Below are 22,560 nucleotides of genomic sequence, written 5' to 3' on the forward strand. Positions count from 1 at the left end.
GAGGTGGCAGCCCGCAGGGCTGACGGAGGGGTCGAGCGCGCAGCGCTCGCTGACGCTCGCGGCCCCTCCACGACCGCTTCGCGGCGGTCCCCCTCCCCATCGCAAGTCGATGGGGAGGTTCGGCTATGCCTACTTCCGGTCGGCTCCCGCCTTTCCCCTCACTCTGCCTTCTTCGCCTGCCGGAACTTGTGCAGCAACGGCTCGGTATAACCCGACGGCTGGGTCACTCCGTCAAAGATCAGCGCCCGCGCCGCCTGATAGGCGATGCCGTCGGGGGTCAGTTTCTGGTACAGCGGATCGCCCGCATTCTGCGCGTCCACCTTCGCCGCCATCCGCGCCAGCGCCGCGTCGACCTGTTCGGCCGAGCACACACCGTGTAGCAACCAGTTTGCGAGCGCTTGGCTAGCGATCCGCAACGTCGCGCGGTCTTCCATCAGGCCGACGTCGTCGATGTCGGGCACCTTCGAACAGCCGACGCCCTGATCGATCCAGCGCACGACATAGCCCAAAATGCCCTGGCAATTATTGTCGAGCTCGCGGGTGATTTCGGCGTCGCTCCAGTTGCGCCCGGTGGCGATGGGAATGTTCAGCAGCCGGTCGAGCGACGGCACCGCCTCCCCCGCGATTTCCTTTTGCCGCGCGAAAACATCAACCTGATGATAGTGCAGCGCGTGCAACGTCGCCGCAGTTGGCGACGGCACCCACGCGGTGTTCGCACCCGATTTCGGATGGCCAATCTTGGCCTCCAGCATCGCGCGCATCAGGTCGGGCATCGCCCACATGCCCTTGCCGATCTGCGCCTTGCCCGACAGCCCGCAGGCCAGCCCGATGCGGACGTTGCGGTCTTCATAGGACGCGATCCAGTCGCTCGCCTTCATCTCGCCCTTCGGGATCATCGGCCCCGCGCGCATCGACGTGTGGATCTCGTCGCCGGTGCGATCGAGGAAGCCGGTGTTGATGAATACGATGCGGTCCTTCACCGCATGGATGCACGCGGCGAGATTCGCGCTGGTGCGGCGCTCCTCGTCCATCACCCCGACCTTCATCGTGTGGCGCGCAAGGCCCAGCATATCCTCGACCGCGTCGAACAATCGATCGGTAAAGCCGCACTCCTCGGGGCCGTGCTGCTTCGGCTTGACGATATAGATGCTGCCCGCGCGGCTGTTGGTCAGCGTGCCAAGGCCTTTGAGGTCGTGGAGCGCGCATAGCGCGGTGATCACCGCATCGCACAGCCCCTCGGGCGCCTCGGCACCGTTCGGCAGCCGGATCATCGGCGTCGTCATCAGATGCCCGACGTTGCGCACGAACATCACGCTGCGCCCGTGGAGCAAGAACGGATCGCCGGACGGCGACGTCCATTCACGGTCGGCCGCCATCGCGCGTGTGACGGTCTTGCCGCCCTTGTCGAAGCTTTCGGTGAGGTCGCCGCGCATCAGGCCCAGCCAGTTGGCGTAACCGAGCACCTTGTCCTCGCCGTCGACCGCGGCGACGCTATCTTCCAGATCGATGATCGTGGTCAGCGCGGCTTCGAGCACGACATCGGCGATCCCAGCCGGGTCGCTCTTGCCGATTGCGCTCGCCGAATCGATCACCAGTTCGATGTGCAGGCCATGGTGGCGGAGCAGGATGCCGCCGGGCTTGCTGCCGACCCATTGCGCGGGATCGGCCAGCACCAGCTGCCCGCCCTGCCAGTCGGCCCAGCTGCCCGACGCCAGCGGCACGGCTTCGTCCAGAAACGCCTTGGCGCGCGCGATCACCGCTGCGCCACGCGTCGCATCATAGCCGCCGGGCTTTGCGGGCGGCGCGTCGAGCGCGTCGGTGCCGTAGAGCGCGTCATAAAGGCTGCCCCTGCGCGCATTCGCGGCATTGAGCGCAAAACGCGCGTTGAGCGCGGGGACAACCAGCTGCGGTCCCGCCATCGTCGCGATTTCGGGATCGACATTCCGGGTGCCAATTTGGAACGGCGCGGGTTCGGGAACCAGATAGCCGATGTCGCGGAGGAACGCCTGATAGGCCTCCGGATCATGCGCCTGCCCCGCCCGCGCTTCGTGCCAGCCATCGATCTGCGCCTGTAAATCCTCGCGCTTTGCAAGCAGGGTGGCATTTTCAGGAGCAAATTTGCCCAGCAAGGCGGCAAAGTCGGCCCAGAATTTGGTGGCATCGATCCCGGCACCGGGCAGCGCGCGCTCCTCGATAAATTCCGCCAGTCGCGAATCAACGGACAGGCCTGCACGGTCGAGAAATTCGGTCATTTATGCACCCTTTGGTCGGCGCAGCTGCGCCAGTGGACCCGGGGAGGAAAGGGCCGCCGCCCTATGCCGCGATTGGCCCGATATGGCAATGCCGCCGATATAGCGCATAGGATTCCAGCGATTAAGTTGCCTTTCGGGACTTGCCGTGTCCCCTCGCATGTGCATTATGTTGCAACGCACAACAAAAATTCTCCTCCCCTCTCCAAGGCCAGATCATGAGCGAAACCCGGCTGACCCTGATGGAAGCGATCGCGCGCAAGCGCGTTGTGACCGCGCAGTATAACGGCCAGCAAATGAAGCTCGCGCCGCACCAGATGTTCGAACGCCGCGGCGACCTGTTCGTCAGCGCTCTCAACCTCGACAAGAACTGGCGGTCCGACGACGAGCGGCGGCTCGGGCATTTCAAGCTCGACGGCCTGGTGGCTCCGGCGATCATCGATGCGGAGTTCGACCCCCTCCCCTCGTTCGAGGCCGCCCCGCCGCAAAGCGACGACACCTTGCTTCTCGCGGTCTGATTGCCGCGCCATAACCGCGGGTCATGACGGACCGATGATTCCGCTACGGCAGGGGTGGCAAGCGCCGCACCGCTCGCTATAGCCGTGCGATGACTTCCATCTCGGCCACCGAAACCGCGACGCTCGAACGCGCTGCCGATGCGCCGATGCTGGCGCAGGTCGAGCGCTGGGCAGCGGTGAACAGCGGTACCGGGAACCTCGCGGGGCTCAAGACCGTCGCAGGGATGCTCGCCGACGGCTTTGCCGCGCTGCCGGGCGACATCCGCCTCGTTGCGCCCGATCCGGTCGAGAGCGTCGATGCCACGGGCAACATCCGGACGACGCAGCGCGGCGATCATCTGCACCTGCGCGTGCGACCGGAGGCGCCGGTACAATTGCTGCTCACCGGGCATATGGACACAGTTTTTGCCGCCGATCACCCGTTCCAGACGCTGCAATGGCTCGAACCCGGCGTCCTCAACGGCCCCGGCACCGCTGACATGAAGGCGGGCATTTCGGTGATCCTGGCGGCGCTCACCGCGCTCGAAGCCTCGCCGCTCGCCAGCCGCGTCGGCTATGACGTGATGATCAACAGCGACGAGGAAACCGGCAGCCACGCCTCCGCGGCGTTGATCGCCGAGCTGGCGAAGGGCAAGACCGCCGCACTGACCTATGAACCCGCGCTGCCCGACGGGACGTTGGCGGGGGCGAGGCCGGGCAGCGGCAATTTCTCGATCACGATCCACGGCCTGTCGGCGCACGCGGGGCGCAATCCCGACGATGGACGCAACGCGCTGCTCGCCGCAGCCGATCTCGCGCTGCGCCTGGCGGCACTGAAGTCGCCCGAGCTCAAGGTCAATCCGGCAAAAATCGACGGCGGCAGCCCGAACAATGTCGTCCCCGACCAGGCGATCCTGCGCGTCAATATGCGGCCTGCAACCCCTGAAGCGATGGTCGCGGCCGAAGCGGCATTGCGCGCCGCGATTGCCTCAGTGTCGCGCGAACATGACGTGCATTGCCACCTTCACGGCGGTTTCAACCGCCCGCCGAAGCCGCTCGACCCCGCCGCGACGCGATTGTTCGAACTGGTCCGCGATTGCGGGGCGGCGCTCGGGCTGCCGCCGATCCGCTGGAACGCGACCGGCGGCGTTTGCGACGGCAACAACATCGCGGCGTGCGGGATTCCGGTCGTCGACACGATGGGGCCGCGCGGCGGAGCGATCCATTCGGCGGACGAATTTCTGATCGTCGATAGTCTCGCCGAACGGGCGCAGCTGTCGGTGCTGACCATGTTGAGAATAGCGGAACGGGGGACAGTGTGAATTATGTGATCCGGGCGGCCAAGCCGGGCGATTTGCAGAGCATTTACGAAATGGCGAAGCTCACCGGCGGCGGTTTCACCAACCTGCCCCCCGACAAAAAGGCGCTGCGTGCCAAGCTGGAGCGCGCCGAGGCGGGGTTCGCTTCGGAGCGCGAATATCCCGGCGACGACCTGTATCTGATGGTGCTCGAAGACCTCGACAGTGGCGAGGTGCGCGGAACGTGCCAGATTTTCGGACAGGTCGGCCAGCGCTGGCCATTTTATTCCTATCGCATCGGCACCGACAGCAAGCACAGCGAACAGCTGGGGCGGACGTTTCACGCGCAGGTGCTGATGCTGAGCAACGACCTTAATGGATCGAGCGAGGTCGGCGGGCTGTTCCTGCACCCGGCGGCGCGCGCCGGCGGGCTGGGGCTGTTGCTCGCGCGCTCGCGCTATCTGTTCATCGCCCGCCACCGAGCGCGCTTTGCCGACCGCATCCTGGCGGAACTGCGCGGGGTGATCGACGAAGCCGGCGGCTCGCCCTTCTGGGACGGTGTCGCGGGCAAATTTTTCGGGATGAATTTTCAGGAGGCCGACCAGTTCAACGCGGTCCACGGAAACCAGTTCATCGCCGACCTGATGCCGAAGCACCCGGTCTATATCGCGATGCTCAGCGAACATGCGCGCAGCGTCATCGGCGTCCCCCACCCTACCGGCCGCGCCGCGATGCGGATGCTGGAGAATGAGGGCTTCGCCTTCGAAAATTATGTAGACATCTTCGACGGCGGCCCGACGATGACTGCGCGCACCGACCAGGTGGCGAGCATCCGCGACGCGAAGCATTTCGAGGTTACCAGCATCAGCGAGGGCGGCGACGACGCGCTGATTGCGACGGGCCGTCTCGCCGAATTCCGTTGTTGTTTCGGCAGGGTCGGCGCGGATGGCACGATCGATGCCGACGCGGCGCGCATTCTGGGCGTCGGCAGGGGCGATCAGATCAGCTGGATCGGGCGGTAATGCAGCCCCTCCCCCTCAGGGGAGGGGTTGGGGTAGGGGCTGTCGAGGTTGCGCAAGGCCGATGGACCCCACCCGCTGCGACCAGTCAGCGAGCTGACAAGTCTCGCTGCCCTCCCCTGAAGGGGAGGGCGTAGGAAAAGGACAGAAAAGCCACACCATGCTCACCGAAATCAATTTTGACGGGATCATCGGCCCCAGCCACAATTATGCGGGACTCAGCCGCGGCAATATCGCGTCGGCGTCGCACGCAGGCGACGTGTCGCAGCCGCGCGCCGCGGCGCTGCAGGGCATCGACAAGATGCGCCACAATCTGGCGCTCGGCCTGCCGCAGGGCTTTTTCATGCCGCTGGACCGGCCCGACGCGCCGTGGTTGGCCACGCTCGGGACCACCGAAGAAAGCGCCGAGGGGCACCTTCGCGCGCAGGCTTGGTCCGCCTCGTCGATGTGGGCAGCCAATGCCGCAACCGTCTCGCCCGCCCCCGACAGCGCCGACGGCAAATGCCACCTGACCGTCGCCAATCTGGTCACCATGCCGCATCGCAGCCACGAATGGCCGGGCACACTGGCGCAGTTGCGGCTGGCCTTCGCAAACCCCGCCTTTGCGGTCCACGCGCCGATCCCTGCTCCGTTTGGCGACGAGGGCGCGGCAAACCACATGCGCCTGTGCAGCGGGCACGACAGCGCCGGTGTCGAAATCTTCGTCTATGGCGTCGGCGGCGGCCGTTTCCCCGCCCGCCAGCATCTCGATGCGTCAAAGGCGATCGCCCGCCACCATCGGCTCGATCCGGCCCGCACGCTGTTCGTTCGCCAATCGGACACCGCGATTCAAGGCGGCGCCTTTCACAATGATGTCGTCGCGGTGGCGAACGAGCATGTGCTGTTCACCCATGAAACCGCGTTCGAGGACCGCGAGGCGGCACACGCCGAAATCCGTGCCGCCTTTCCCGCGGTCGAGATCGTCGAGGTGCCGGCGAGCGCGGTAAGCCTGCCCGACGCAATCAAATCCTATCTGTTCAATGCCCAGCTCGTCAGCCTGCCCGAGGGCGGCATGGGGCTGGTGTTGCCGACCGAGGCGCAGGCGACGCCCGCCGTGTGGAACTGGCTGGAGGCGCATGTCGCGGGAAACGGCCCGATCCGCCGCCTGCTGCCGGTCAACGTCCGCCAGTCGATGGCGAACGGTGGCGGCCCCGCCTGTTTGCGGCTACGCGTCGTTGCCGATCCTGCGACAGTCGACCCCCGCTTCATGGCTGACGCCGCGAAGCTCGATCGGATCGCTACGGTCGTCGAGGCGCACTGGCCCGAAGCGATCGCGCCTGCCGACCTGACCTCCGCCAGTCTGGCGCGCGACGTGCGGCGCGCGCGCGGCGCGCTGTTGGCCGCGATGGATCTGGGCGAGCTGGAATAGCGGCGCGATGCGGCGGACCAATGCGCTGCGACTCTTGTGGCCCGCGGCGCTGGCCCTGGCCCTCGGCGCCTGCGCCGGGGGCAATTATCGCCCCGTCTCCGATACGCCGGTGCGCATCGGTCCCGCCTATACGATCCGGGGGATGACCTATGTGCCCGCCGCCGCGCCCACTTATGACGCGGTGGGTTATGCCAGCTGGTACGGCAGCGAATCGGGCAACCGCACCGCCAATGGCGAACAATTCCGTCCCGGCTGGATCACCGCCGCGCACACTACCCTGCCGCTGCCGACCTATGTCGAGGTGACCGCGCTCGACAGCGGGCGGCGGATCATCGTGCGCGTCAACGACCGCGGCCCCTTTGCGCGCGGCCGCCTGATCGACCTGTCGCGCGGCGCCGCCGAGCAGCTCGGCATGAAAACGCAGGGACATGCGCCCGTGCGCGTTCGCCGCGTCGAGCCGTCGGAGCGCGACCGCGAACGGCTGCGCAAGGGAAAGCCCGCAACCTCACTGCCGCCGCTGACCGGGCGCGAACTGCAACGGTTACGCGAACGGCTGGCGACCGAGGCACGCTGACCCGCAAGCCGGAATTTCGCCGCCCCTTCCCTCGGCTGTCGGATTAACTTACAGTTTACCATATGCGCTGCGAAGCGAATCCCGCTTTTGCGCCAGTGGCACGGCTCTTGCTGGATAAACTGCGATGTTGAAAAAAGTCGGGCGCCTGTTCGTCATCAAGACACGCTTTGAAGCGTGCCTGATCATTTACGCACTTGCGGTCGGCGCGATGGCACGCGGCGCCGCCTATCTGGATCAATATCCGGGGATCGGCGGCAAGCTGCTGATGCTGGCGTGCAGCGGCGCCGTGTTCCTGGCCGGGGCCAAGATTTTCGATTGCCTGCGATACGAGCAGGCCGCGGCGGCGCAAGCGGACTGATCGACCGTCGGCCTTTCGCACGTCACGAAGATATGCGACAGCGCGCAGCATGAGCAGGATCAGCGGCCGCCCCGTCATCAGCAGCGAACATGTTTACGGACTGCGGCTGCGCGTCGGCCGCTGGCGTGCCGATACGAACGGCACACCGCTGCTGTTTCTCAACGGGATCGGCGCCGACCTGGCCGCGGCGGCACCGCTGCTCGCGCAGATCCACGGCCGCGAGGTCTGGACGCTCGACATGCCGGGCGTCGGCGGATCACCCGACGCAATCCTGCCCTATGGCGCACCGACCATGGCGGCGGTGGTGATGGAAATCGCCGACCGGCTGGGTCACGACATGATCGACATCGCGGGATTCAGCTGGGGCGGCGCGCTGGCGCAGCAGATCGCGATCCAGTTTCCGGAGCGTGTCCGTCGTGTCGTTTTGATGGCCACGACTCCGGTCATGAATGCGCCGGGGATCGGCTGGGGCGCGATGTTCGACGACGATATGCAGGCGAGCGGATTGAAGATTCAGACCGCGACACCGCTGGGCATCGCCTATCAGAGCATGGCGATGGCCGGCTGGTCGAGCGCCGCGCTGCTACCGGCCTTGAAGAACCTCCCGACGCTGGTGCTTGTCGCGCGCGAAGATGGTGTCATGCCGCCCTGTTACGGTCAGATGCTCGCCAGCCTGATCGACGGCGCGGTGCTGGAGGAGGTCGCGGGGTCGCACCTGTTCCCCTTCACCCACGCCGCCGCGATCGCGCAACGGATCAGCGTGTTTCTGGACGAAGCTCCGGCGCAGCAAGCCGCCGCGTAAGAAAGCCTGCGATTGCCTCGGCGGTCGCATCGGGCGCTTCCTCCATCGGCAAATGACCGATGCCGTCGAGCAACACGACCTCCGACTCCGCAATCCGTTCATGAAAGGTCTGCGCGGCGCTCGCGTTAATCAGCCGGTCCTCGGTCCCGAACAGGATCAGTGTCGGGGCGGTGATTTCCCCCACCCGGTCCGCCATCGCCGGCTCGCGGTCTTGGCGCGCGCGCAGCACCGTCGCTTCGCGATTGCCGGGAAAGCGCAGCAATTCCCAATAGCGGTCGACCATCGCCGCTTCGACGATCGCCTGGTTTTCGACCGAACCGCGCAGCGATTGTTCGACCAGCACGCGCGGGGTGATCTGTGTCGCCAGCCAGCGACCAAATGGATATTTCAGGATGCGGAAGCCGACATTCGATTCGGGCGCCTTTTCGCCGCGGCGCAGCGGCATCCCCGCCGCGTCGAGCAACAGTAGCGCGTCGACGCGATCCGGGTGCGCGAGCGCGTACCGCCACGCAACCCAGCCGCCCATCGAATTTCCACCCAGGACAAAGCGTTCGATGCCGAGTTTCGCCGCGACGATATCGACCGCCGCGGCCATGCCGCCGGCGCCGTAATTTTTGTCGGGCGTCCCCCCGGTAAGCCCATGCCCCGGCAGGTCGAGCGTGACGATGCGGTAATCGGCGCCCAATCGGCGCACCAGCGGTTCCCAGGTATGCAGGCTGCTGTTCGAACCGTGGAGCAGGATGATCGCCGGCGCACCGGGCTTGCCCTGATCGCGGTAATGGACGCGTTGGCCGCCCGGTCCGGCTGCAAAAGCGGCGTCCGCGTCGCCATATTTGGCGATCATCGCGTCGCGGTCGGTATCGGGGGTGCGGAGCAGCAGGAAAGCGGCGAGGATGGCGACCAGCGCGGCGAGCGGGATCAGCACCCGTTTGCGGCGGAGCAGCGGACGCCGCGGCGGCAGCGGCTCGAAATCCTCGTCGTCGATCCGGTTTGTCATCACGCCCCCCTCAAGGCCGCGGCGACCCTAGCGCGCCCGCACCATCCGTCAATGCACGCTATTGATGGATCGACCGGCGAAAAGTTTCGGGCAGGAAGAACAGACCGATCACCAGCGTGACGACGGCAACGACCACGGGGTACCACAGGCCGTAATAGATGTTGCCGGTCGCCGCGACCATCGCGAACGCCGTCGTCGGCAGGAAGCCGCCGAACCAGCCGTTGCCGATATGATAGGGCAGCGACATGGCGGTATAACGGATGCGGCTGGGGAACAGTTCGACGAGCAGCGCGGCGATCGGGCCGTAGACCATCGTCACCAGCAGCACGAGGTAGAAGAGGATGGCGACGACCAGCGGCTTGTTGATCGCCGCGGGATCGGCCTTGGCCGGGTAGCCCGCATTGGACAGCGCCTGTGCAAGCTGTTCACGGAACGCCGCGATGGCATCCGCGCGCTCGTCTCCCGAAGGTTGCGCCGGATCGGGTGCGGCCAGCACGCGCGAGCCGATCCGGACCCGCGCCGGATCGCCGGTTATCTGCTCGCGCGTGAAGGCCGTGTAGCTGACACCCGCCTTTGCCAGCGCCGATTTGACGATGTCGCATCCGGTGCTTTCGAACTTGTTGCGCCCGATCGGGTCGAACTGGAAAGCGCAGGTGCCGGGGTCTGCGGCCATGATCACAGCGGCATTTTGCTGCGCCTTCGCCATTGCGGGATTCGCCGCGCTGGTCAGCATCTGGAAGGTGGGAAAATAGGTGAGCGCGGCGAGCGCGCACCCCGCAAGGATGATGGGCTTGCGGCCGATCTTGTCGCTCAGCCAGCCGAAGAAAATGAAAAAGGGCGTGCCGAGAATCAGCGCGATCGCGATCAATATGTTCGCGGTTGCGCCGTCGACCTTCAGCGTCTTTTCAAGGAAAAACAGCGCATAGAATTGGCCCGTGTACCAAACTACCGCCTGCCCCGCGACGGCGCCGAACAGCGCGACGATCACCCATTTGAGGTTTCCCCAGCGCCCGAAGGCTTCGGTCAGCGGCGCCTTCGAGGTCGTGCCCTCGTCCTTCATCTTTTGAAAGACCGGGCTTTCGTTGAGCTGCATGCGGATCCACAACGAGACACCGAGCAGGATGATCGAGATCAGGAACGGGATGCGCCAGCCCCAGTCGGCAAAGGCGGTCTCCCCGATCAGGGTGCGGATGATGATGACGACGCCGAGCGCCGCGAACAGCCCGAGCGTCGCGGTCGTCTGGATGAAGCTGGTGAACAGCCCGCGTTTCCCCTCGGGCGCATGTTCGGCCACATAGGTCGCGGCGCCGCCATATTCGCCGCCGAGCGCCAGTCCTTGGAGCAAGCGCAGGATGACAAGCAGGACCGGCGCGGCGACGCCGATCGAGGCGTAGTTGGGCAGGACGCCGACGAGAAAGGTCGACGCGCCCATCAGCCCCATCGTGACGAGGAACGTGTTCTTGCGCCCGACCAGATCGCCGATGCGCCCGAAGACGATCGCGCCGAACGGCCGCACCGCAAAGCCCGCGGCAAAGGCCGCAAGCGCGAAGATGAAGCCGGTGGTTTCGTTGACGCCGGAGAAGAACTGCGCCGAAATGACCGTCGCGAGCAGGCCATAAAGGTAGAAATCATACCATTCGAACACGGTGCCGAGCGAGGAGGCGAGGATGACCTTGCGTTCGCTTTGGCGGGTGTCGATGGGTGTCGTTGCCCCTGCGTCCGTCATCGTCGTCCCTTCGCTCTTGTTGAGCGACGGTAGCCGGTGTCGATGCAGCGTCAATGGGTTCCAATCGTCATTGCGAGCGGAGCGAAGCAATCCAGAGCGGCCTACGCACACTCTGGATTGCTTCGTCGCTACGCGCCTCGCAATGACGAGATATTTAGCATCAACCGACGCGCGTCACAGCACCCTTGTGGGCGCCAACGCTCTTGCTCCGCGGGCGAAAGCGGCGCTTGCGCTGGCCTTCAGCGCCATCACCGGCGGGAGCGTCGCGGCGCGGACCACGATCGCCGCGCGGCTGGCCACCGCTGGCCTGGCGGCGCGCATCCTGACGCTGGCGGTTCGGGTCGCGGCCCTGGCTGCCGGTGTCGCGCGGGCCTGCAACGGGCTTGGGCAGGTTGCGCACCAGCTCGTTGAAATTCTCGGGCAGCGGCATCGGTTCGGATTTGCTGCGCGTGACGCGCTCGATGTCCTTCATATACGGCCGCTCATCGGGGGCGATGAAGCTGATCGCCATGCCCTCGGCGCCGGCGCGCGCGGTGCGGCCGATGCGGTGGACATATTGTTCGGGGACGTTCGGGATCTCGAAGTTGATGACGTGCGAAACCCCCGACACGTCGATACCGCGCGCGGCAATGTCGGTCGCGACGAGCAGCTTGATGTCGCCCGAGCGAAACGCCTGCAACGCGTGGGTGCGCTGCGACTGGCTCTTGTTACCATGGATCGCCATCGCCTTGATCCCCGCGCCCGCGAGATGGCGCACGACGCGGTCAGCGCCATGCTTGGTGCGGGTGAAGATCAGCGCGCGATCGATATCCTGCGTCGCAACGACCGAGTGCAGCAGCGCCTGCTTTTCCTTCTGCTCGACGAAGGTCGCGAACTGACGGATTTTCTCCACGGTGGTCGCCTGCGGGGTGACCGACACGGTGACGGGATCGTTGAGGAACTGTTCGGCAAGATGCGCGATTTCCTTCGGCATCGTCGCCGAGAAGAACAGGTTCTGGCGGCGCGACGGGAGCAGCTTGGCAACGCGGCGCAGCGAATGGATGAAGCCCATGTCCATCATCTGGTCGGCTTCGTCCAAAACGAAGATTTCGACATCGTCGAGGCGCAGCGCGCGCTGGTCGATCAGGTCGAGCAGACGGCCCGGGGTCGCGACGAGGATGTCGACGCCGCCCGAAAGGTCGCGGATCTGCTTGTTGATCGGCACACCGCCGAACACGGTCGAAACCGACAGCTTGGTGAAACGGCCATAATCGCGGCAGCTCTGCGCGATCTGCGCGGCGAGCTCGCGCGTCGGCGCGAGGACGAGCATCCGGCAACCGCGCGGGGTCGGGCGATGCGGATAGGTCAGCAGGTGATGGATCGAGGGCAGCGAGAAACCGGCGGTCTTGCCGGTGCCGGTCTGCGCGATGCCGCACAGGTCGCGGCCCTTCATCAGCGGCGGGATCGCCTGCATCTGGATCGGGGTCGGGACGGTATAATCCTTGGCGGCGAGCGCGCGATTGATGTCGGCGTGCAGGCCAAAGTCGTTGAAAGTCGTCATAAAATACTCACTCAGAGCGACGCGCACAGCGTCCATTCGTGTCGAACGGACGGCGCACGGCCGCGGGTTCGAAACGACCCGCGTGAAAGGGTGCCTCTGGGGACAATAGCGCTGGTCCGGCTCGTCCCGCGCCTGAGATTGGGCGGGAAAATCACGCTGCCGGTGGTTGCGGCGGATGGGTCCGCCATGCTGCGCTGCACAACATATGGCATGGGTTGCGCGAAATTGCAAGATAATTGCGCGCTTGCTTGGTCCGTTCGCGCGGCGCTTGTCGAAGGCCCGTTCTTTCTTCATCAAGGCCATCACGCGATGCGCGTCCCCCGCGCAGGCCGGGGCGACGCATAAGAACAACAAAAGGTAGGGATAAATGTCGGAAAAGATCATCGTCATCGACGAAGGGACGACCTCGACCCGCACGATGCTCTTTGCCGCCGACGGGACGCCGCTGGGCAGCGCGCAGCGCGAATTTCAGCAGCATTATCCGGGGCCCGGGCTCGTCGAGCATGATGCGGCAGAAATCTGGGAGGCCACCCTCGCCTGCACCCGCGCGATGATCAAGAAAGCCGGGGGAGCGGACAGGGTCGCGGCAATCGGGATTACGAACCAGCGCGAAACCGTTGTGTTTTGGGATCGCACGACCAGCGAACCGCTGGCGCCCGCGATCGTGTGGCAGGACCGGCGCACCGCTGCCGACTGCGCGGCGCTGAAAGAGGCGGGGCATGAAGCGGCGGTGCAGGCGACGACCGGTTTGCTGCTCGACCCTTATTTTTCGGGCAGCAAGATCGGCTGGGCGCTCAAGCACTGGCCGCAGCTGCGCGAGGCGGGTGATCGGCTGGCGGTCGGGACGATCGAATCCTATCTGGTCTATCGGCTGACCGGTGGGGTGCACGTGAGCGATGCAACCAACGCGTCGCGCACCTTGCTGATGGACATTAATGGCGCGGGCGGTTGGGACTCGGGGCTGTGCGACCTGCTGGGCGTCCCCATGGCACTTCTCCCCGAAATCACCGGCTGCACGACCAGCGTCGGCACGACCGATCCCGAGCTGTTCGGCGGCGCGATCCCGATTTGTGGCATGGCGGGCGATCAGCAGGCAGCGACGATCGGGCAGGCGTGCCTGTCGCCCGGGCAAACCAAGGCGACCTTTGGCACCGGCGCCTTCATCCTGTCGGCGAGCGGTACGGTGCGCCCGCAATCGGCCAATCGCCTGCTCGCGACGGTGCTGGTGCAAGAGGGCAACGTGCGCTCCTACGCATTGGAGGGATCGGTGTTCGTCGCGGGCAGCCTGATCAAGTGGCTGCGCGACGGGCTGGGGCTGCTCGCCAATGCGGGAGAGAGCGAGGGGCTCGCGCGATCGGTCGCCGACAATGGCGGCGTCTATCTGGTCCCTGCCCTCACCGGGCTCGGCGCGCCGCATTGGAGGCCCGATGCACTGGCGGCGATATCGGGGCTCAGCTTTGCCAGCACCAAGGCGCATGTCGCGCGCGCCGCGCTCGAGGCGCAGGCGTATCAGGCGCACGACCTGAAATCGGCATTCGCCGCCGACGGCGTCGATTGGGCCGACCTGCGCATCGACGGCGGCATGGCGGCGAACGACTGGATGGCGCAGGACCTGGCCGACATGCTGGACATCACCGTCGAGCGGCCCGATTTCGTGGAGAGCACGGCTTTGGGCGCCGCGATGCTGGCCGCGACCGGGGCGGGGCTCTACCCCGATCTGGCAAGCGCGGCGAAAGCGATGCGCGGCACCACGACGCGCTTCACCCCCGGGCTGGGCGCCGACAAACGCAAAACGCGCCTTGCCGGCTGGCAAAGCGCGCTTGCGAAGGTTCTGGGATAGTTCCCGATCCTCCCTGTCGCGAAGCGATGGGGAGGTGGCAGCGCGAAGCGCTGACGGAAGGGCTTTGGCGCAAGCGTTGCCGGCGCCGCCGCCACTCGCTGCGCGAGAGTGCTGGATCGTCCAGTCCCCCGGACCGGACTTGGATTGCCGGGGGCAATCCAACCCTGCATTCCCCCGCCCCATGGCTTCGCCACGGGGAGGATAATTGGCTTAACGCTTGAGCGACAGGCCGCCGAAACGCTTGTTGAACTTTGCGACCTGACCACCCGCGTCGAGCAGACGCCCGGTGCCGCCGGTCCATGCCGGGTGCGCGGTGGGGTCGATTTCGAGCGTCATCACGTCGCCCTCTTTGCCCCAGGTCGAGCGCGTCTGATATTCGGTGCCATCGGTCATCTTGACCGTGATCATGTGGTACGCGGGGTGAATGTCTTTTTTCATCTCTTGGCTCCTGTGCCGCTGGTTTCCGACCAGCGACTGAGTCGGTGCGTCCGAAGACGCGAAGCGGTGGCCCGTAACGGCGAACGAGGTAAAATGCAACACCCGCGCTCGTCGACCGGATCCAGTCCGGGGTGACGGCAAGGGAGGCTTCGGTTCAATCCGCCGGCGGGTCGGCGATCATCGCGGTGAACTGGCATTCGGTTGCCAGCTGGCCGTCCAGCATTGCCTTGCCCTCGAACTTGCAGATGTTCCGCTTGGCCTGAAGAATGGTGACATGCAGGTCGAGCAGGCAGCCGGGTTCGACGGGCTTGCGGAACTTCACCCCGTCGATGCCCATGAAATAGACGAGCTTGCCCGAGCCGCCGAGGCCCAGCGATTCGATGGCCAGGATGCCGCCCGCCTGCGCCAGCGCCTCGACAATGAGGACGCCGGGCATGATCGGTCGGCCGGGGAAATGCCCCTGAAAAAAAGGCTCGTTCATCGTCACTGCCTTGACCGCGTGGATCGAGGTGTCCTTCACCATCGATTCCACCCGGTCGACGAGCAGCATCGGATAACGGTGCGGCAGCAGCGTCAGGATACGGCGGATATCCACCGCGCCCATCGCCCCGGCCGCCTTTTCCCCGTCCGCCATCGGCTTAGCGCGTCGTCGGCGGCGTACCGGCGGGCGCCGGGGCAGCAGGCGTCGCGCCCGGCTGTCCGGCACGGGCGGCGTCGATCAGCTGCTGGTTGCGCTGCTGGACCAGCTGGCCCGGCTGGTAGCCGGCGGGGACGGCGATCGACACGTTGGGCAGGATACGATTGAGTTCGGCGACCACCGCGTCGGTGATGTCGACATTGTTCTCGCGCGCCAGCACCGCATCGGGGTTGAGCAGCAAATCGATCTTGCGCGCGGTCATCGCGGCGCGGATCGCCTCGTTCATCCGGACGCTGATCTGGTCCTCGACATAAGCGATCGCCAGTTCGACCGGGGCGCCGATGCGGCCCAGTTCGGCCTGCGCCGCCTGCTGCTTGTCCTGCACCGCCTTGGCAGCCGCCTGGACCGCGGCCTGGTTCTGCGGCGTCTTGCGCGCTTCTTCGTTATATTTGGCGATCAGGACGTTCATTTCGGCCTGCAGCGTCTGGCCACGCGACTGCTGCTGGTCGATCTGCTCCTTATAGGTCGTCTCGATCTGCTGCGAGGCGACGGTGAACGCGTTGGAGCGGGCGGCGGCAACACGCACGTCCGCGACGGCGACTGCCTTTGCCTGCGCAGCCGCGGGGACGGCCATGATCGGCGAAGCCGACAGCGTGGCAACGGTCAGTGCCGAAGCGATAAGAATTTTCTTCATCAGAATTGGGTTCCTACGTTGAATGAGAAGCGTTTGGTATCATCGCCCTCTTCTTTGCGAAGGGCGTAAGCGAAGTCGATCCGGAAGGGACCGAAGGGGGAGTTCCAGTTGACCCCGGCGCCGATCGACACACGCGGTTTCCAGGTGTCGCCGAAGAAGCGTTCCTCGAAGGGTGGCAGCGCCGAAAAATTCTCCGGACAGGTCGTGAACTGACCGGTCGGCGCACCCGAAGCGTCGGGTGTATTGGTCGCAAACTGGGTCGAACCGGTGGCCGAATTGCGGCACAGGAACTTGGTCAGCCCGTCGGACGGATCGCGGAAGTTCGCGAGCGTCGTCAAGGTCGGGCGCTTCACGCGAAACACCGAACCGACGTCGAGGAATACCGACGGCCGCAGCCCCAGTTCCTTCGCACCGGTTCCCAGCGGTATATCAACCTCGATCCGCCCCTGATAATAGGCGCGCCCGCCCAGCGCGTCGTCGATCTGGCCGCGGTTGCCATCGGTTTCGGTAACCACGATGGGGTTGGCGGGGTCGGTGCTGTCGACCTGGTAGCGGATGACGCGCGGACCGACACCGCGAATGTCGAAACCGCGCATCTGCGGCTCGCCGAGGAAGAAGCGATCGGTCAGGCGAACCTTGTCGCTGGTCGGCGTCGGCGCATTGCCGAGCGGGTGGATATAGCCGCCCTCGGCAGAAACATTCAGGATGAACCGGCTGCCCAGGTTGAAGTGCTTCGACGCATTGGCGCGCGTGCGGACATATTTGACACTGCCGCCAAGCCCCGCGAAATCCTGGCTGAGCGAAGCCGACTGGCCGCGCGTCGGGCGCAGACGGTTGTCGCGGTCGTCATAGGCCAGCGTATAGCCGATCAGCGACGTCGTCCGCTTGCCGAGCGCGTCGCACAGATAGCGGCCGGCGACGAGCGGGTCGCACTGGTCGCCAAAGAAATAGATGTTGCGATCGAGCGTGACGTCATCGAAATTCAGGCTGTAGCGCCCGAAGAACGACATGAACTCGGTCAGCGGAACGCCCGCATTCAGCTGGAACCCGGTCGTCACCTGCTGGAACGTGGTCTGGCGGTTGTTGTTGATGAAGTTGAACGAGTTGAGGTCGCGGCGATAGACGCTGCCGCCGACCGAGATATTGCGGTCGAAAAGATAGGGCTCGGTAAAGCCGAGCTCGACCGATTTCGAATAGCTCGAATAGTTGACCGACGCCTGCAATTGCTGGCCGAGCCCGCGGAAGTTGCGCTGGCGGATCGATGCCTGGAGCAGGAAATTTTCGATCGACGAGAAACCGGCCGACAGCGACAATTCGCCCGTTGGTTTCTCCTGAACATTGGTTTCCAGAATGATGCGATCGGGGGCGCTGCCCTCCTTGCGCTCGATCTGGAGGTTTTCCTGGAAGAATCCCAGGCTGTTGATACGGTTTTCGGTGCGCTTGACGCCAAAGCTGTTGAAGGCGTCGCCTTCGTTCAGGCGAAACTCACGGCGCACGACCTTGTCGTGGGTCAGCGTGTTGCCGTTGACGTCGATGCGCTCCACATAAGTGCGCGGGCTTTCCGCGACGTTGAAAGTGATCTGCATCGTCCGTGCTTCGGGATCGCGGCGGAATTCGGGGTTGATGTCGGCAAAGGCATAGCCGAACAGGCCCGCAGTTTCGCTGAGGCTTTCGACCGTGTCCTCGACAAGCTTGGCATCATACCAGTCGCCCGCCTTCATCGGCAGCAAGGTCTTGAGCAACTCGGGCTGGAAATCGCGCAACTCGCTCTTCACCTCGACGTCGCCGAACTTGTATCGCTCGCCTTCCTCGACGACATAGGTGATGATGAAATCCTGCTTGTTGCTGGTCAGTTCGGCAACCGCCGAAATGACGCGGAAATCGGCATAGCCGTTCTGCAGGTAGAACAGGCGCAGCTTCTGCTGGTCATAGGCGAGGCGATCGGGGTCGTAACTGGTGTTCGACGACAGAATGGTCGTCAGCTTCGACTCCTTGGTCGCCATTTCGCTTTTCAGGTCGCCGTCGCTGAACTTTTCGTTGCCGATGATGTTGATCTGGCGAACCTTCGACTTCGGCCCTTCGTTGATTTCGAACACGACATCGACGCGGTTCTGGTCGAGCGACACCATCTTGGGCTCGACGGTGGCAGCAAAGCGGCCCTGCCGTTTATAGAGTTCGATGATGCGCGCGACGTCGGCGCGGACTTTCGAGCGGGTGAAGATCTGGCGCGGCGCGAGTTTGATCTCGGGACGGATCTTGTCTTCCTTCAGACGCTTGTTGCCTTCCAGAATAACGCGGTTGATCACCGGATTTTCGGTGACCTCGATCGTCAGCGCACCATTGTTGTCGGTGATCTGGTAGTCGCGGAACAATTCGGTCGCAGCGAGATCCTTCAGCGCCTGGTCGAGCACCGCCCGATCATAAGGTTGGCCGACGCGCAGGCGCAGGTACGACAAAATGGTCTGCGCTTCGAGGCGCTGGTTGCCGACGACGGTGATCGTCTGGACCGTGCCGGCGCCCGGCCGGGCTTCGGTCGCCGGAGCGGGAACGACGGGCGGCGCGACCTGTGCGATCGCCGGCGCGGCGAGCATGGTGCCGGCCAGCAGAAATACCGACAGATGGGTCCGGCCCGGAAATTTGTGTGACGCCACGCTGTTCATCCCGAAAAAATAACCTGAAAGCGACAGACCCGCCGGACGGCGGGCTCGCGCGCACTCCCTGCCCCAGACTCGCTAGCCAATCAAGCGCGCGATCCCGTCCCACAGCCCCAATGAGCCCAAATCGTTGAAAGTCACGACCAGCATCAGCGTCACGATCGCCCCGAAACCGAAACGGAACGCCCATTCCTGCACTTGCGGCGGCGCGGGGCGGCGCCGGATCGCTTCATAAGCGTAGAAAAGCAAATGACCACCATCGAGCATGGGCAATGGCAAGAGATTGATGAACCCCAGATTGATGGAAATGAGGGCAATGAAGAATATGAGCGACGCCAGTCCCAGCGTCGCCGCCTGCCCCGAAACCTCGGCAATCTTGACCGGCCCGTTCATGTCCTTGATCGACCGGCGTCCGGTCAGGAACTGGCCGAGCACCTCGCCCGTCTGGCGCACGATCTGCCACGTCTGGCGCAGGCCGACCGCGGGTGCCTCGAGCAAGGAGACCGATTGCATCTGTACCGCGGGCGGCGCGAGGCCGATGATCGCGCGCTCATATTCCTTGCCGAACGGGTCCTTCTCTTTGACCAGCCGCGGGGTCAGCGCCACGGTACGTTCGCTGCCGCCGCTGGCGATGCGGACCTGCATCGTTTCCCCGGGACGATGCGCGACCGCCATCGGAATGTCGCTGAACACCCTGATTTCGCGGCCATCGATCGCGACGATGCGGTCGCCGGGCCGCAGTCCCGCCGCGTCCGCTGCCGACCCCGCCTCGATTCCGCCCGCGACCGGCGGGGTGACCGGCGTTCCGCCGATCCAGGCGAAACCGGCGAGGATCAGGATCGCAAACAGGAAGTTGGTCACCGGACCGGCCGCAACGATCAGCGCACGTTTCCAGACCGGCTGGGCGGGAAAAGTGTGCGATTTCTGCTCGTCGGGCAAATGCTGCCATTCAGCGTCGGGCTGGCTGACCGCGTCGCGATCACCCGCGAACTGGACATAACCGCCGAGCGGCAGCCAGCCGATCTTCCACTCGGTGCCGCGCTTGTCGGTCCAGCTGACGATCTTGCGGCCGAAGCCGATCGAAAAGGTTTCCGACTTCACCCCGCACCAGCGCCCGACGATGTAATGGCCATATTCGTGGACGAACACGAGCGGGCCGAGAACCAGCAAGAAGGCCAGCAGCGTGAAGGCAAGACCCGGGCTTTCAAGCATGTTCATATTGTTCCACAAAGCGCAGCGCAGCCGCGCGGGATGCGGCATCGACGCTGAATATGTCCTGAAGCGATGCGGGCGCCGCGGGCGCCTCGGCATCGATCACCCGGCGCACCGTGTCGACGATCGCGGGAAAGGATAGGCGGCCCGCGAGGAAAGCGGCGACCGCCACCTCGTTCGCGGCGTTGAGCTGTGCCGGACGCGCGCCGCCCGCAGCGATCGCGGCGCGGCAGAGCGCGGTGGCGGGGAAACGCGCCTCGTCGGGTGCCTCGAAATCGAGCCTTGAAATCGCAGCAAGGTCGAGCGGCGCGCACGGTGTTGCCATCCGCTGCGGCCAGGCGAGCGCCGACGCGATCGGGATGCGCATGTCGGGCGAACCCAGCTGTGCCAGCGTCGAGCAGTCGATATATTCGACCAGACTATGGATCACCGATTGCGGGTGAACGAGAATTTCGATGCGGTCGAGACCGACGGGGAACAGGTGGTGCGCCTCAATCAGTTCGAGTCCCTTGTTCATCATCGTCGCCGAATCGACGCTGATCTTGGCGCCCATCGACCAATTGGGGTGGGCGACCGCCTGCGCGGGGGTGACGCCCGCCATGTCGGCGACGCTCATCGTGCGGAACGGCCCGCCGCTCGCGGTCAGGATGATGCGCCGCACCTGGTCGATCCGCCCGCCCGCGAGGCATTGGAAGATCGCATTATGCTCGCTGTCGACCGGCAGGATGGTGGCGCCCGACGTGCGCGCCGCGGCGGTCATGAGTTCGCCGGCGGAAACGAGCGATTCCTTGTTGGCCAGCGCGACGTCGGTGCCCGCAGCGAGCGCCGCCATCGTCGGCGCCAGACCGGCCGTCCCGACGATCGCCGCCATGACGAGGTCGGCCGGGCGCTGCGCCGCCTCGACCAGCGCGTCGGCGCCTGCAGCGGTCGCGATATCCGTTCCTGCGAGCGCTTCTTTCAGGGCCGCATAGCAGCTTTCATCGGCCACCACCGCGAGGTCGGGACGAAACTCCTGCGCCAGCCGCGCCAGTTCGGCGACGTCGCAATTGGCGGTCAGCACCCCGATCTGCCACGCTTCGCCGTCGCGACGCACCAGATCGAGCGTCGATTGCCCGACCGATCCGGTCGCACCGAACAGCGAAAGGCGGCGCGGCGTCATGTCAGCCCGCGACCCGCACGCCGAGCTGGCCCGCGATGGACAGACCGCCAAGCAGCAACGCGACCGGAATCACCCCGTCGACACGGTCGAACAGGCCGCCATGGCCGGGGATCAGCTTGCCCGAATCCTTGACCGCGGCGCGGCGCTTCATCCAGCTTTGCGCAAGGTCGCCAAGCTGTGCGAGCAGCCCCATGAACAAGCCGATCCACAGCGGCACGCCGATAATGCCCGCGCGGTCGCCGATCGTCGCGCTGGCGATCAGCGCCGCGATCATGCCGCCGATCAGGCCCGACCAGGTCTTCGACGGGCTGATTTTAGGGGCGAGGCGCGCGCCGCCAAAAGCACGGCCCGCAAAATAGGCGCCGATATCGGTCGCCCACACCATGCCGAACACCCAGAGCGCCGCGGTCATGCCGAGCTGGTCGCGGATGAACCACAGCCCCGCGATGGCGCCGAGAACAAGCAGCGGGCCGAGGGTGTTGAGTGCGGTTTTTGCGCCGCCGCCGATCGTCATCCGCTTTACGAGCTGAAACCATTCGACGAGGACGAGCGCGCCGCCGACGAGCAGCAGCAGGCCGAATGCCAATCCGCCGAACCACAGCGCGGTGCCCGCGATCACGAACAGGATGATCGCAGACCCGATCCGTACCCAAAGGTCCGATTTGCCCGACGTCATGCTTTATAGTCCCCCATATCGGCGATCGCGCCGCGCGAAATGGTCGAGCGCGGTTTTCAGATCGGCCGGCTTGAAATCCGGCCACAAAATGTCGGTGAAATAAAGCTCGGCATAGGCCGACTGCCAGAGCAGGAAATTCGACAGCCGCACCTCGCCCGAGGTGCGGATGAGCAGGTCGAGCGGCGGCATGTCGGCGGTGTCGAGATGCGCGGCGAGCGTTGCCTCGGTGATCGGACCCTGCGCCGCGGCGGCGGTGGCGGCGCGGACCAGCTCGTCCTGCGCGCCATAGTTCAGCGCAACCGCCAGCGTCGTGCGCTTGTTGCCGGAGGTGCGTTCGAGCGCATTGTCGATCAGCGCGACGACATCGGGCGCGAGCGCGCGCCAATTGCCGATGACCTTCAGTTTCACATCATTGGCGGCAAATTCGTCGAGGTCGGAGAGGATGAAGCGCTTCATCAACCCCATCAGGTCGTTGACCTCCTCCTCGGGCCGTTTCCAGTTTTCGGAGCTGAAGGCGTAGAGCGTCATCGCCTCGATGCCAAGGTCGCCCGCCGCGCGCACGATCGTGCGTACCGCCTCGACCCCCGCCTTGTGACCAGCGATGCGCGGCAACATGCGCTTCTTCGCCCAGCGGCCGTTGCCGTCCATGATGATGGCGACATGGCGCGCGCCGTGGTTCGCTGTCGTCACAACAACCTCAAACCCCGTTCGTGTCGAGCGAAGTCGAGACACGCGAGGTCGAGCGCGAACGCAGCGTGTCTCGACTTCGCTCGACACGAACG

At 65.3% G+C, this 22,560-nt stretch carries 20 protein-coding genes; 8 read left to right on the top strand and 12 right to left on the bottom strand.

The window, feature by feature from the left end:
- Positions 1-158: 158 nt before the first annotated feature.
- On the bottom strand, positions 159-2,252 hold the full coding sequence (locus IR187_RS04725; protein ID WP_194953553.1) for a malate synthase G: 2,094 nt from the start codon (positions 2,250-2,252) through the stop codon (positions 159-161).
- Between the two features lie 215 nt (positions 2,253-2,467).
- On the opposite strand from IR187_RS04725, the gene IR187_RS04730 reads away from it, so the two are divergent.
- The 7 genes from IR187_RS04730 to IR187_RS04760 all read left to right on the top strand — a co-directional run bounded on the left by IR187_RS04730 (position 2,468) and on the right by IR187_RS04760 (position 8,205).
- Positions 2,468-2,767 carry a WYL domain-containing protein gene (locus IR187_RS04730; protein ID WP_194953554.1) on the top strand — a complete coding sequence of 100 codons (300 nt, stop codon included), beginning with the start codon at positions 2,468-2,470 and terminating at the stop codon, positions 2,765-2,767.
- An 89-nt stretch (positions 2,768-2,856) separates the two neighbouring features.
- Positions 2,857-4,068 (top strand): hydrolase, encoded by a 1,212-nt coding sequence (locus tag IR187_RS04735; protein ID WP_194953555.1) that lies wholly within the window; start codon positions 2,857-2,859, stop codon positions 4,066-4,068.
- A complete protein-coding gene (locus tag IR187_RS04740; RefSeq protein ID WP_194953556.1) occupies positions 4,065-5,066 on the top strand; it encodes an arginine N-succinyltransferase in 1,002 nt (333 codons plus the stop codon). Before IR187_RS04735 ends, IR187_RS04740 begins: the two co-directional genes overlap by 4 nt.
- 157 nt (positions 5,067-5,223) lie before the next feature.
- Positions 5,224-6,471, top strand: coding sequence for an N-succinylarginine dihydrolase (locus IR187_RS04745; protein ID WP_194953557.1), 1,248 nt, complete (start codon positions 5,224-5,226; stop codon positions 6,469-6,471).
- A gap of 7 nt (positions 6,472-6,478) precedes the next feature.
- The gene (locus IR187_RS04750; protein ID WP_194953558.1) at positions 6,479-7,045 is read left to right on the top strand and encodes a septal ring lytic transglycosylase RlpA family protein; all 567 of its coding nucleotides are present in this window, start codon (positions 6,479-6,481) and stop codon (positions 7,043-7,045) included.
- 124 nt (positions 7,046-7,169) lie between these two features.
- Positions 7,170-7,403, top strand: a complete 234-nt coding sequence (locus IR187_RS04755; protein ID WP_194953559.1) for a hypothetical protein — start codon at positions 7,170-7,172, stop codon at positions 7,401-7,403.
- Positions 7,404-7,452: 49 nt separating this feature from the next.
- Positions 7,453-8,205 carry an alpha/beta fold hydrolase gene (locus IR187_RS04760; RefSeq protein ID WP_194953560.1) on the top strand — a complete coding sequence of 251 codons (753 nt, stop codon included), beginning with the start codon at positions 7,453-7,455 and terminating at the stop codon, positions 8,203-8,205.
- On the opposite strand, the gene IR187_RS04765 is transcribed toward IR187_RS04760, so the two are convergent.
- The 3 genes from IR187_RS04765 to IR187_RS04775 form a co-directional block, all read right to left on the bottom strand.
- Positions 8,159-9,202: an alpha/beta fold hydrolase gene (locus tag IR187_RS04765; RefSeq protein ID WP_194953561.1), complete on the bottom strand. Its 1,044-nt coding sequence runs from the start codon at positions 9,200-9,202 to the stop codon at positions 8,159-8,161. The two genes, IR187_RS04760 and IR187_RS04765, sit on opposite strands and share 47 nt — an antisense overlap.
- A 58-nt stretch (positions 9,203-9,260) precedes the next feature.
- On the bottom strand, positions 9,261-10,928 hold the full coding sequence (locus IR187_RS04770; protein ID WP_194953591.1) for an MFS transporter: 1,668 nt from the start codon (positions 10,926-10,928) through the stop codon (positions 9,261-9,263).
- Between the two features lie 160 nt (positions 10,929-11,088).
- A complete protein-coding gene (locus IR187_RS04775; RefSeq protein ID WP_194953562.1) occupies positions 11,089-12,468 on the bottom strand; it encodes a DEAD/DEAH box helicase in 1,380 nt (459 codons plus the stop codon).
- Between the two features lie 367 nt (positions 12,469-12,835).
- On the opposite strand from IR187_RS04775, the gene IR187_RS04780 reads away from it, so the two are divergent.
- The gene (locus tag IR187_RS04780) at positions 12,836-14,308 is read left to right on the top strand and encodes a glycerol kinase (protein WP_194953563.1); all 1,473 of its coding nucleotides are present in this window, start codon (positions 12,836-12,838) and stop codon (positions 14,306-14,308) included.
- Positions 14,309-14,518: 210 nt separating this feature from the next.
- Here the strand turns inward: IR187_RS04780 and rpmE are convergent, their stop codons facing one another.
- The 8 genes from rpmE to uppS all read right to left on the bottom strand — a co-directional run bounded on the left by rpmE (position 14,519) and on the right by uppS (position 22,468).
- Positions 14,519-14,746: a 50S ribosomal protein L31 gene (gene rpmE, locus IR187_RS04785; protein ID WP_194953564.1), complete on the bottom strand. Its 228-nt coding sequence runs from the start codon at positions 14,744-14,746 to the stop codon at positions 14,519-14,521.
- A 154-nt stretch (positions 14,747-14,900) separates the two neighbouring features.
- Positions 14,901-15,380 (bottom strand): 3-hydroxyacyl-ACP dehydratase FabZ, encoded by a 480-nt coding sequence (gene fabZ / locus IR187_RS04790; protein WP_194953565.1) that lies wholly within the window; start codon positions 15,378-15,380, stop codon positions 14,901-14,903.
- 4 nt (positions 15,381-15,384) lie between these two features.
- Positions 15,385-16,077 carry an OmpH family outer membrane protein gene (locus IR187_RS04795; RefSeq protein WP_194953566.1) on the bottom strand — a complete coding sequence of 231 codons (693 nt, stop codon included), beginning with the start codon at positions 16,075-16,077 and terminating at the stop codon, positions 15,385-15,387.
- Complete coding sequence (gene bamA / locus IR187_RS04800) at positions 16,077-18,737, bottom strand: outer membrane protein assembly factor BamA (protein ID WP_194953567.1); 2,661 nt, start codon at positions 18,735-18,737, stop codon at positions 16,077-16,079. Before bamA ends, IR187_RS04795 begins: the two co-directional genes overlap by 1 nt.
- Before the next feature lie 72 nt (positions 18,738-18,809).
- Positions 18,810-19,943: an RIP metalloprotease RseP gene (gene rseP, locus IR187_RS04805; protein WP_194953592.1), complete on the bottom strand. Its 1,134-nt coding sequence runs from the start codon at positions 19,941-19,943 to the stop codon at positions 18,810-18,812.
- Positions 19,936-21,102 (bottom strand): 1-deoxy-D-xylulose-5-phosphate reductoisomerase, encoded by a 1,167-nt coding sequence (locus IR187_RS04810; protein WP_194953568.1) that lies wholly within the window; start codon positions 21,100-21,102, stop codon positions 19,936-19,938. Before IR187_RS04810 ends, rseP begins: the two co-directional genes overlap by 8 nt.
- 1 nt (position 21,103) lies before the next feature.
- Positions 21,104-21,778 carry a phosphatidate cytidylyltransferase gene (locus IR187_RS04815; RefSeq protein ID WP_194953569.1) on the bottom strand — a complete coding sequence of 225 codons (675 nt, stop codon included), beginning with the start codon at positions 21,776-21,778 and terminating at the stop codon, positions 21,104-21,106.
- Positions 21,779-21,781: 3 nt separating this feature from the next.
- Positions 21,782-22,468 (bottom strand): polyprenyl diphosphate synthase, encoded by a 687-nt coding sequence (uppS, locus tag IR187_RS04820; protein WP_194953570.1) that lies wholly within the window; start codon positions 22,466-22,468, stop codon positions 21,782-21,784.
- Between the last annotated feature and the right edge of the window lie 92 nt (positions 22,469-22,560).

The organism is Sphingopyxis solisilvae, from assembly GCF_015475875.1.
In the GTDB taxonomy this organism is placed as follows: Bacteria; Pseudomonadota; Alphaproteobacteria; order Sphingomonadales; family Sphingomonadaceae; genus Sphingopyxis; species Sphingopyxis solisilvae.

Bases quoted from the DNA above. Each gene is read 5' to 3' on its own strand.
- IR187_RS04780 (WP_194953563.1), top strand. From the start codon at position 12,836: ATGTCGGAAAAGATCATCGTCATCGACGAAGGGACGACCTCGACCCGC.
- IR187_RS04725 (WP_194953553.1), bottom strand. From the start codon at position 2,252: ATGACCGAATTTCTCGACCGTGCAGGCCTGTCCGTTGATTCGCGACTG.
- fabZ (WP_194953565.1), bottom strand. From the start codon at position 15,380: ATGGCGGACGGGGAAAAGGCGGCCGGGGCGATGGGCGCGGTGGATATC.
- IR187_RS04755 (WP_194953559.1), top strand. From the start codon at position 7,170: ATGTTGAAAAAAGTCGGGCGCCTGTTCGTCATCAAGACACGCTTTGAA.
- IR187_RS04770 (WP_194953591.1), bottom strand. From the start codon at position 10,928: ATGACGGACGCAGGGGCAACGACACCCATCGACACCCGCCAAAGCGAA.
- IR187_RS04745 (WP_194953557.1), top strand. From the start codon at position 5,224: ATGCTCACCGAAATCAATTTTGACGGGATCATCGGCCCCAGCCACAAT.
- IR187_RS04810 (WP_194953568.1), bottom strand. From the start codon at position 21,102: ATGACGCCGCGCCGCCTTTCGCTGTTCGGTGCGACCGGATCGGTCGGG.
- IR187_RS04815 (WP_194953569.1), bottom strand. From the start codon at position 21,778: ATGACGTCGGGCAAATCGGACCTTTGGGTACGGATCGGGTCTGCGATC.
- IR187_RS04730 (WP_194953554.1), top strand. From the start codon at position 2,468: ATGAGCGAAACCCGGCTGACCCTGATGGAAGCGATCGCGCGCAAGCGC.
- IR187_RS04735 (WP_194953555.1), top strand. From the start codon at position 2,857: ATGACTTCCATCTCGGCCACCGAAACCGCGACGCTCGAACGCGCTGCC.
- IR187_RS04775 (WP_194953562.1), bottom strand. From the start codon at position 12,468: ATGACGACTTTCAACGACTTTGGCCTGCACGCCGACATCAATCGCGCG.
- rpmE (WP_194953564.1), bottom strand. From the start codon at position 14,746: ATGAAAAAAGACATTCACCCCGCGTACCACATGATCACGGTCAAGATG.
- IR187_RS04795 (WP_194953566.1), bottom strand. From the start codon at position 16,077: ATGAAGAAAATTCTTATCGCTTCGGCACTGACCGTTGCCACGCTGTCG.
- rseP (WP_194953592.1), bottom strand. From the start codon at position 19,943: ATGCTTGAAAGCCCGGGTCTTGCCTTCACGCTGCTGGCCTTCTTGCTG.
- IR187_RS04760 (WP_194953560.1), top strand. From the start codon at position 7,453: ATGAGCAGGATCAGCGGCCGCCCCGTCATCAGCAGCGAACATGTTTAC.
- IR187_RS04765 (WP_194953561.1), bottom strand. From the start codon at position 9,202: ATGACAAACCGGATCGACGACGAGGATTTCGAGCCGCTGCCGCCGCGG.
- bamA (WP_194953567.1), bottom strand. From the start codon at position 18,737: ATGAACAGCGTGGCGTCACACAAATTTCCGGGCCGGACCCATCTGTCG.
- IR187_RS04750 (WP_194953558.1), top strand. From the start codon at position 6,479: ATGCGGCGGACCAATGCGCTGCGACTCTTGTGGCCCGCGGCGCTGGCC.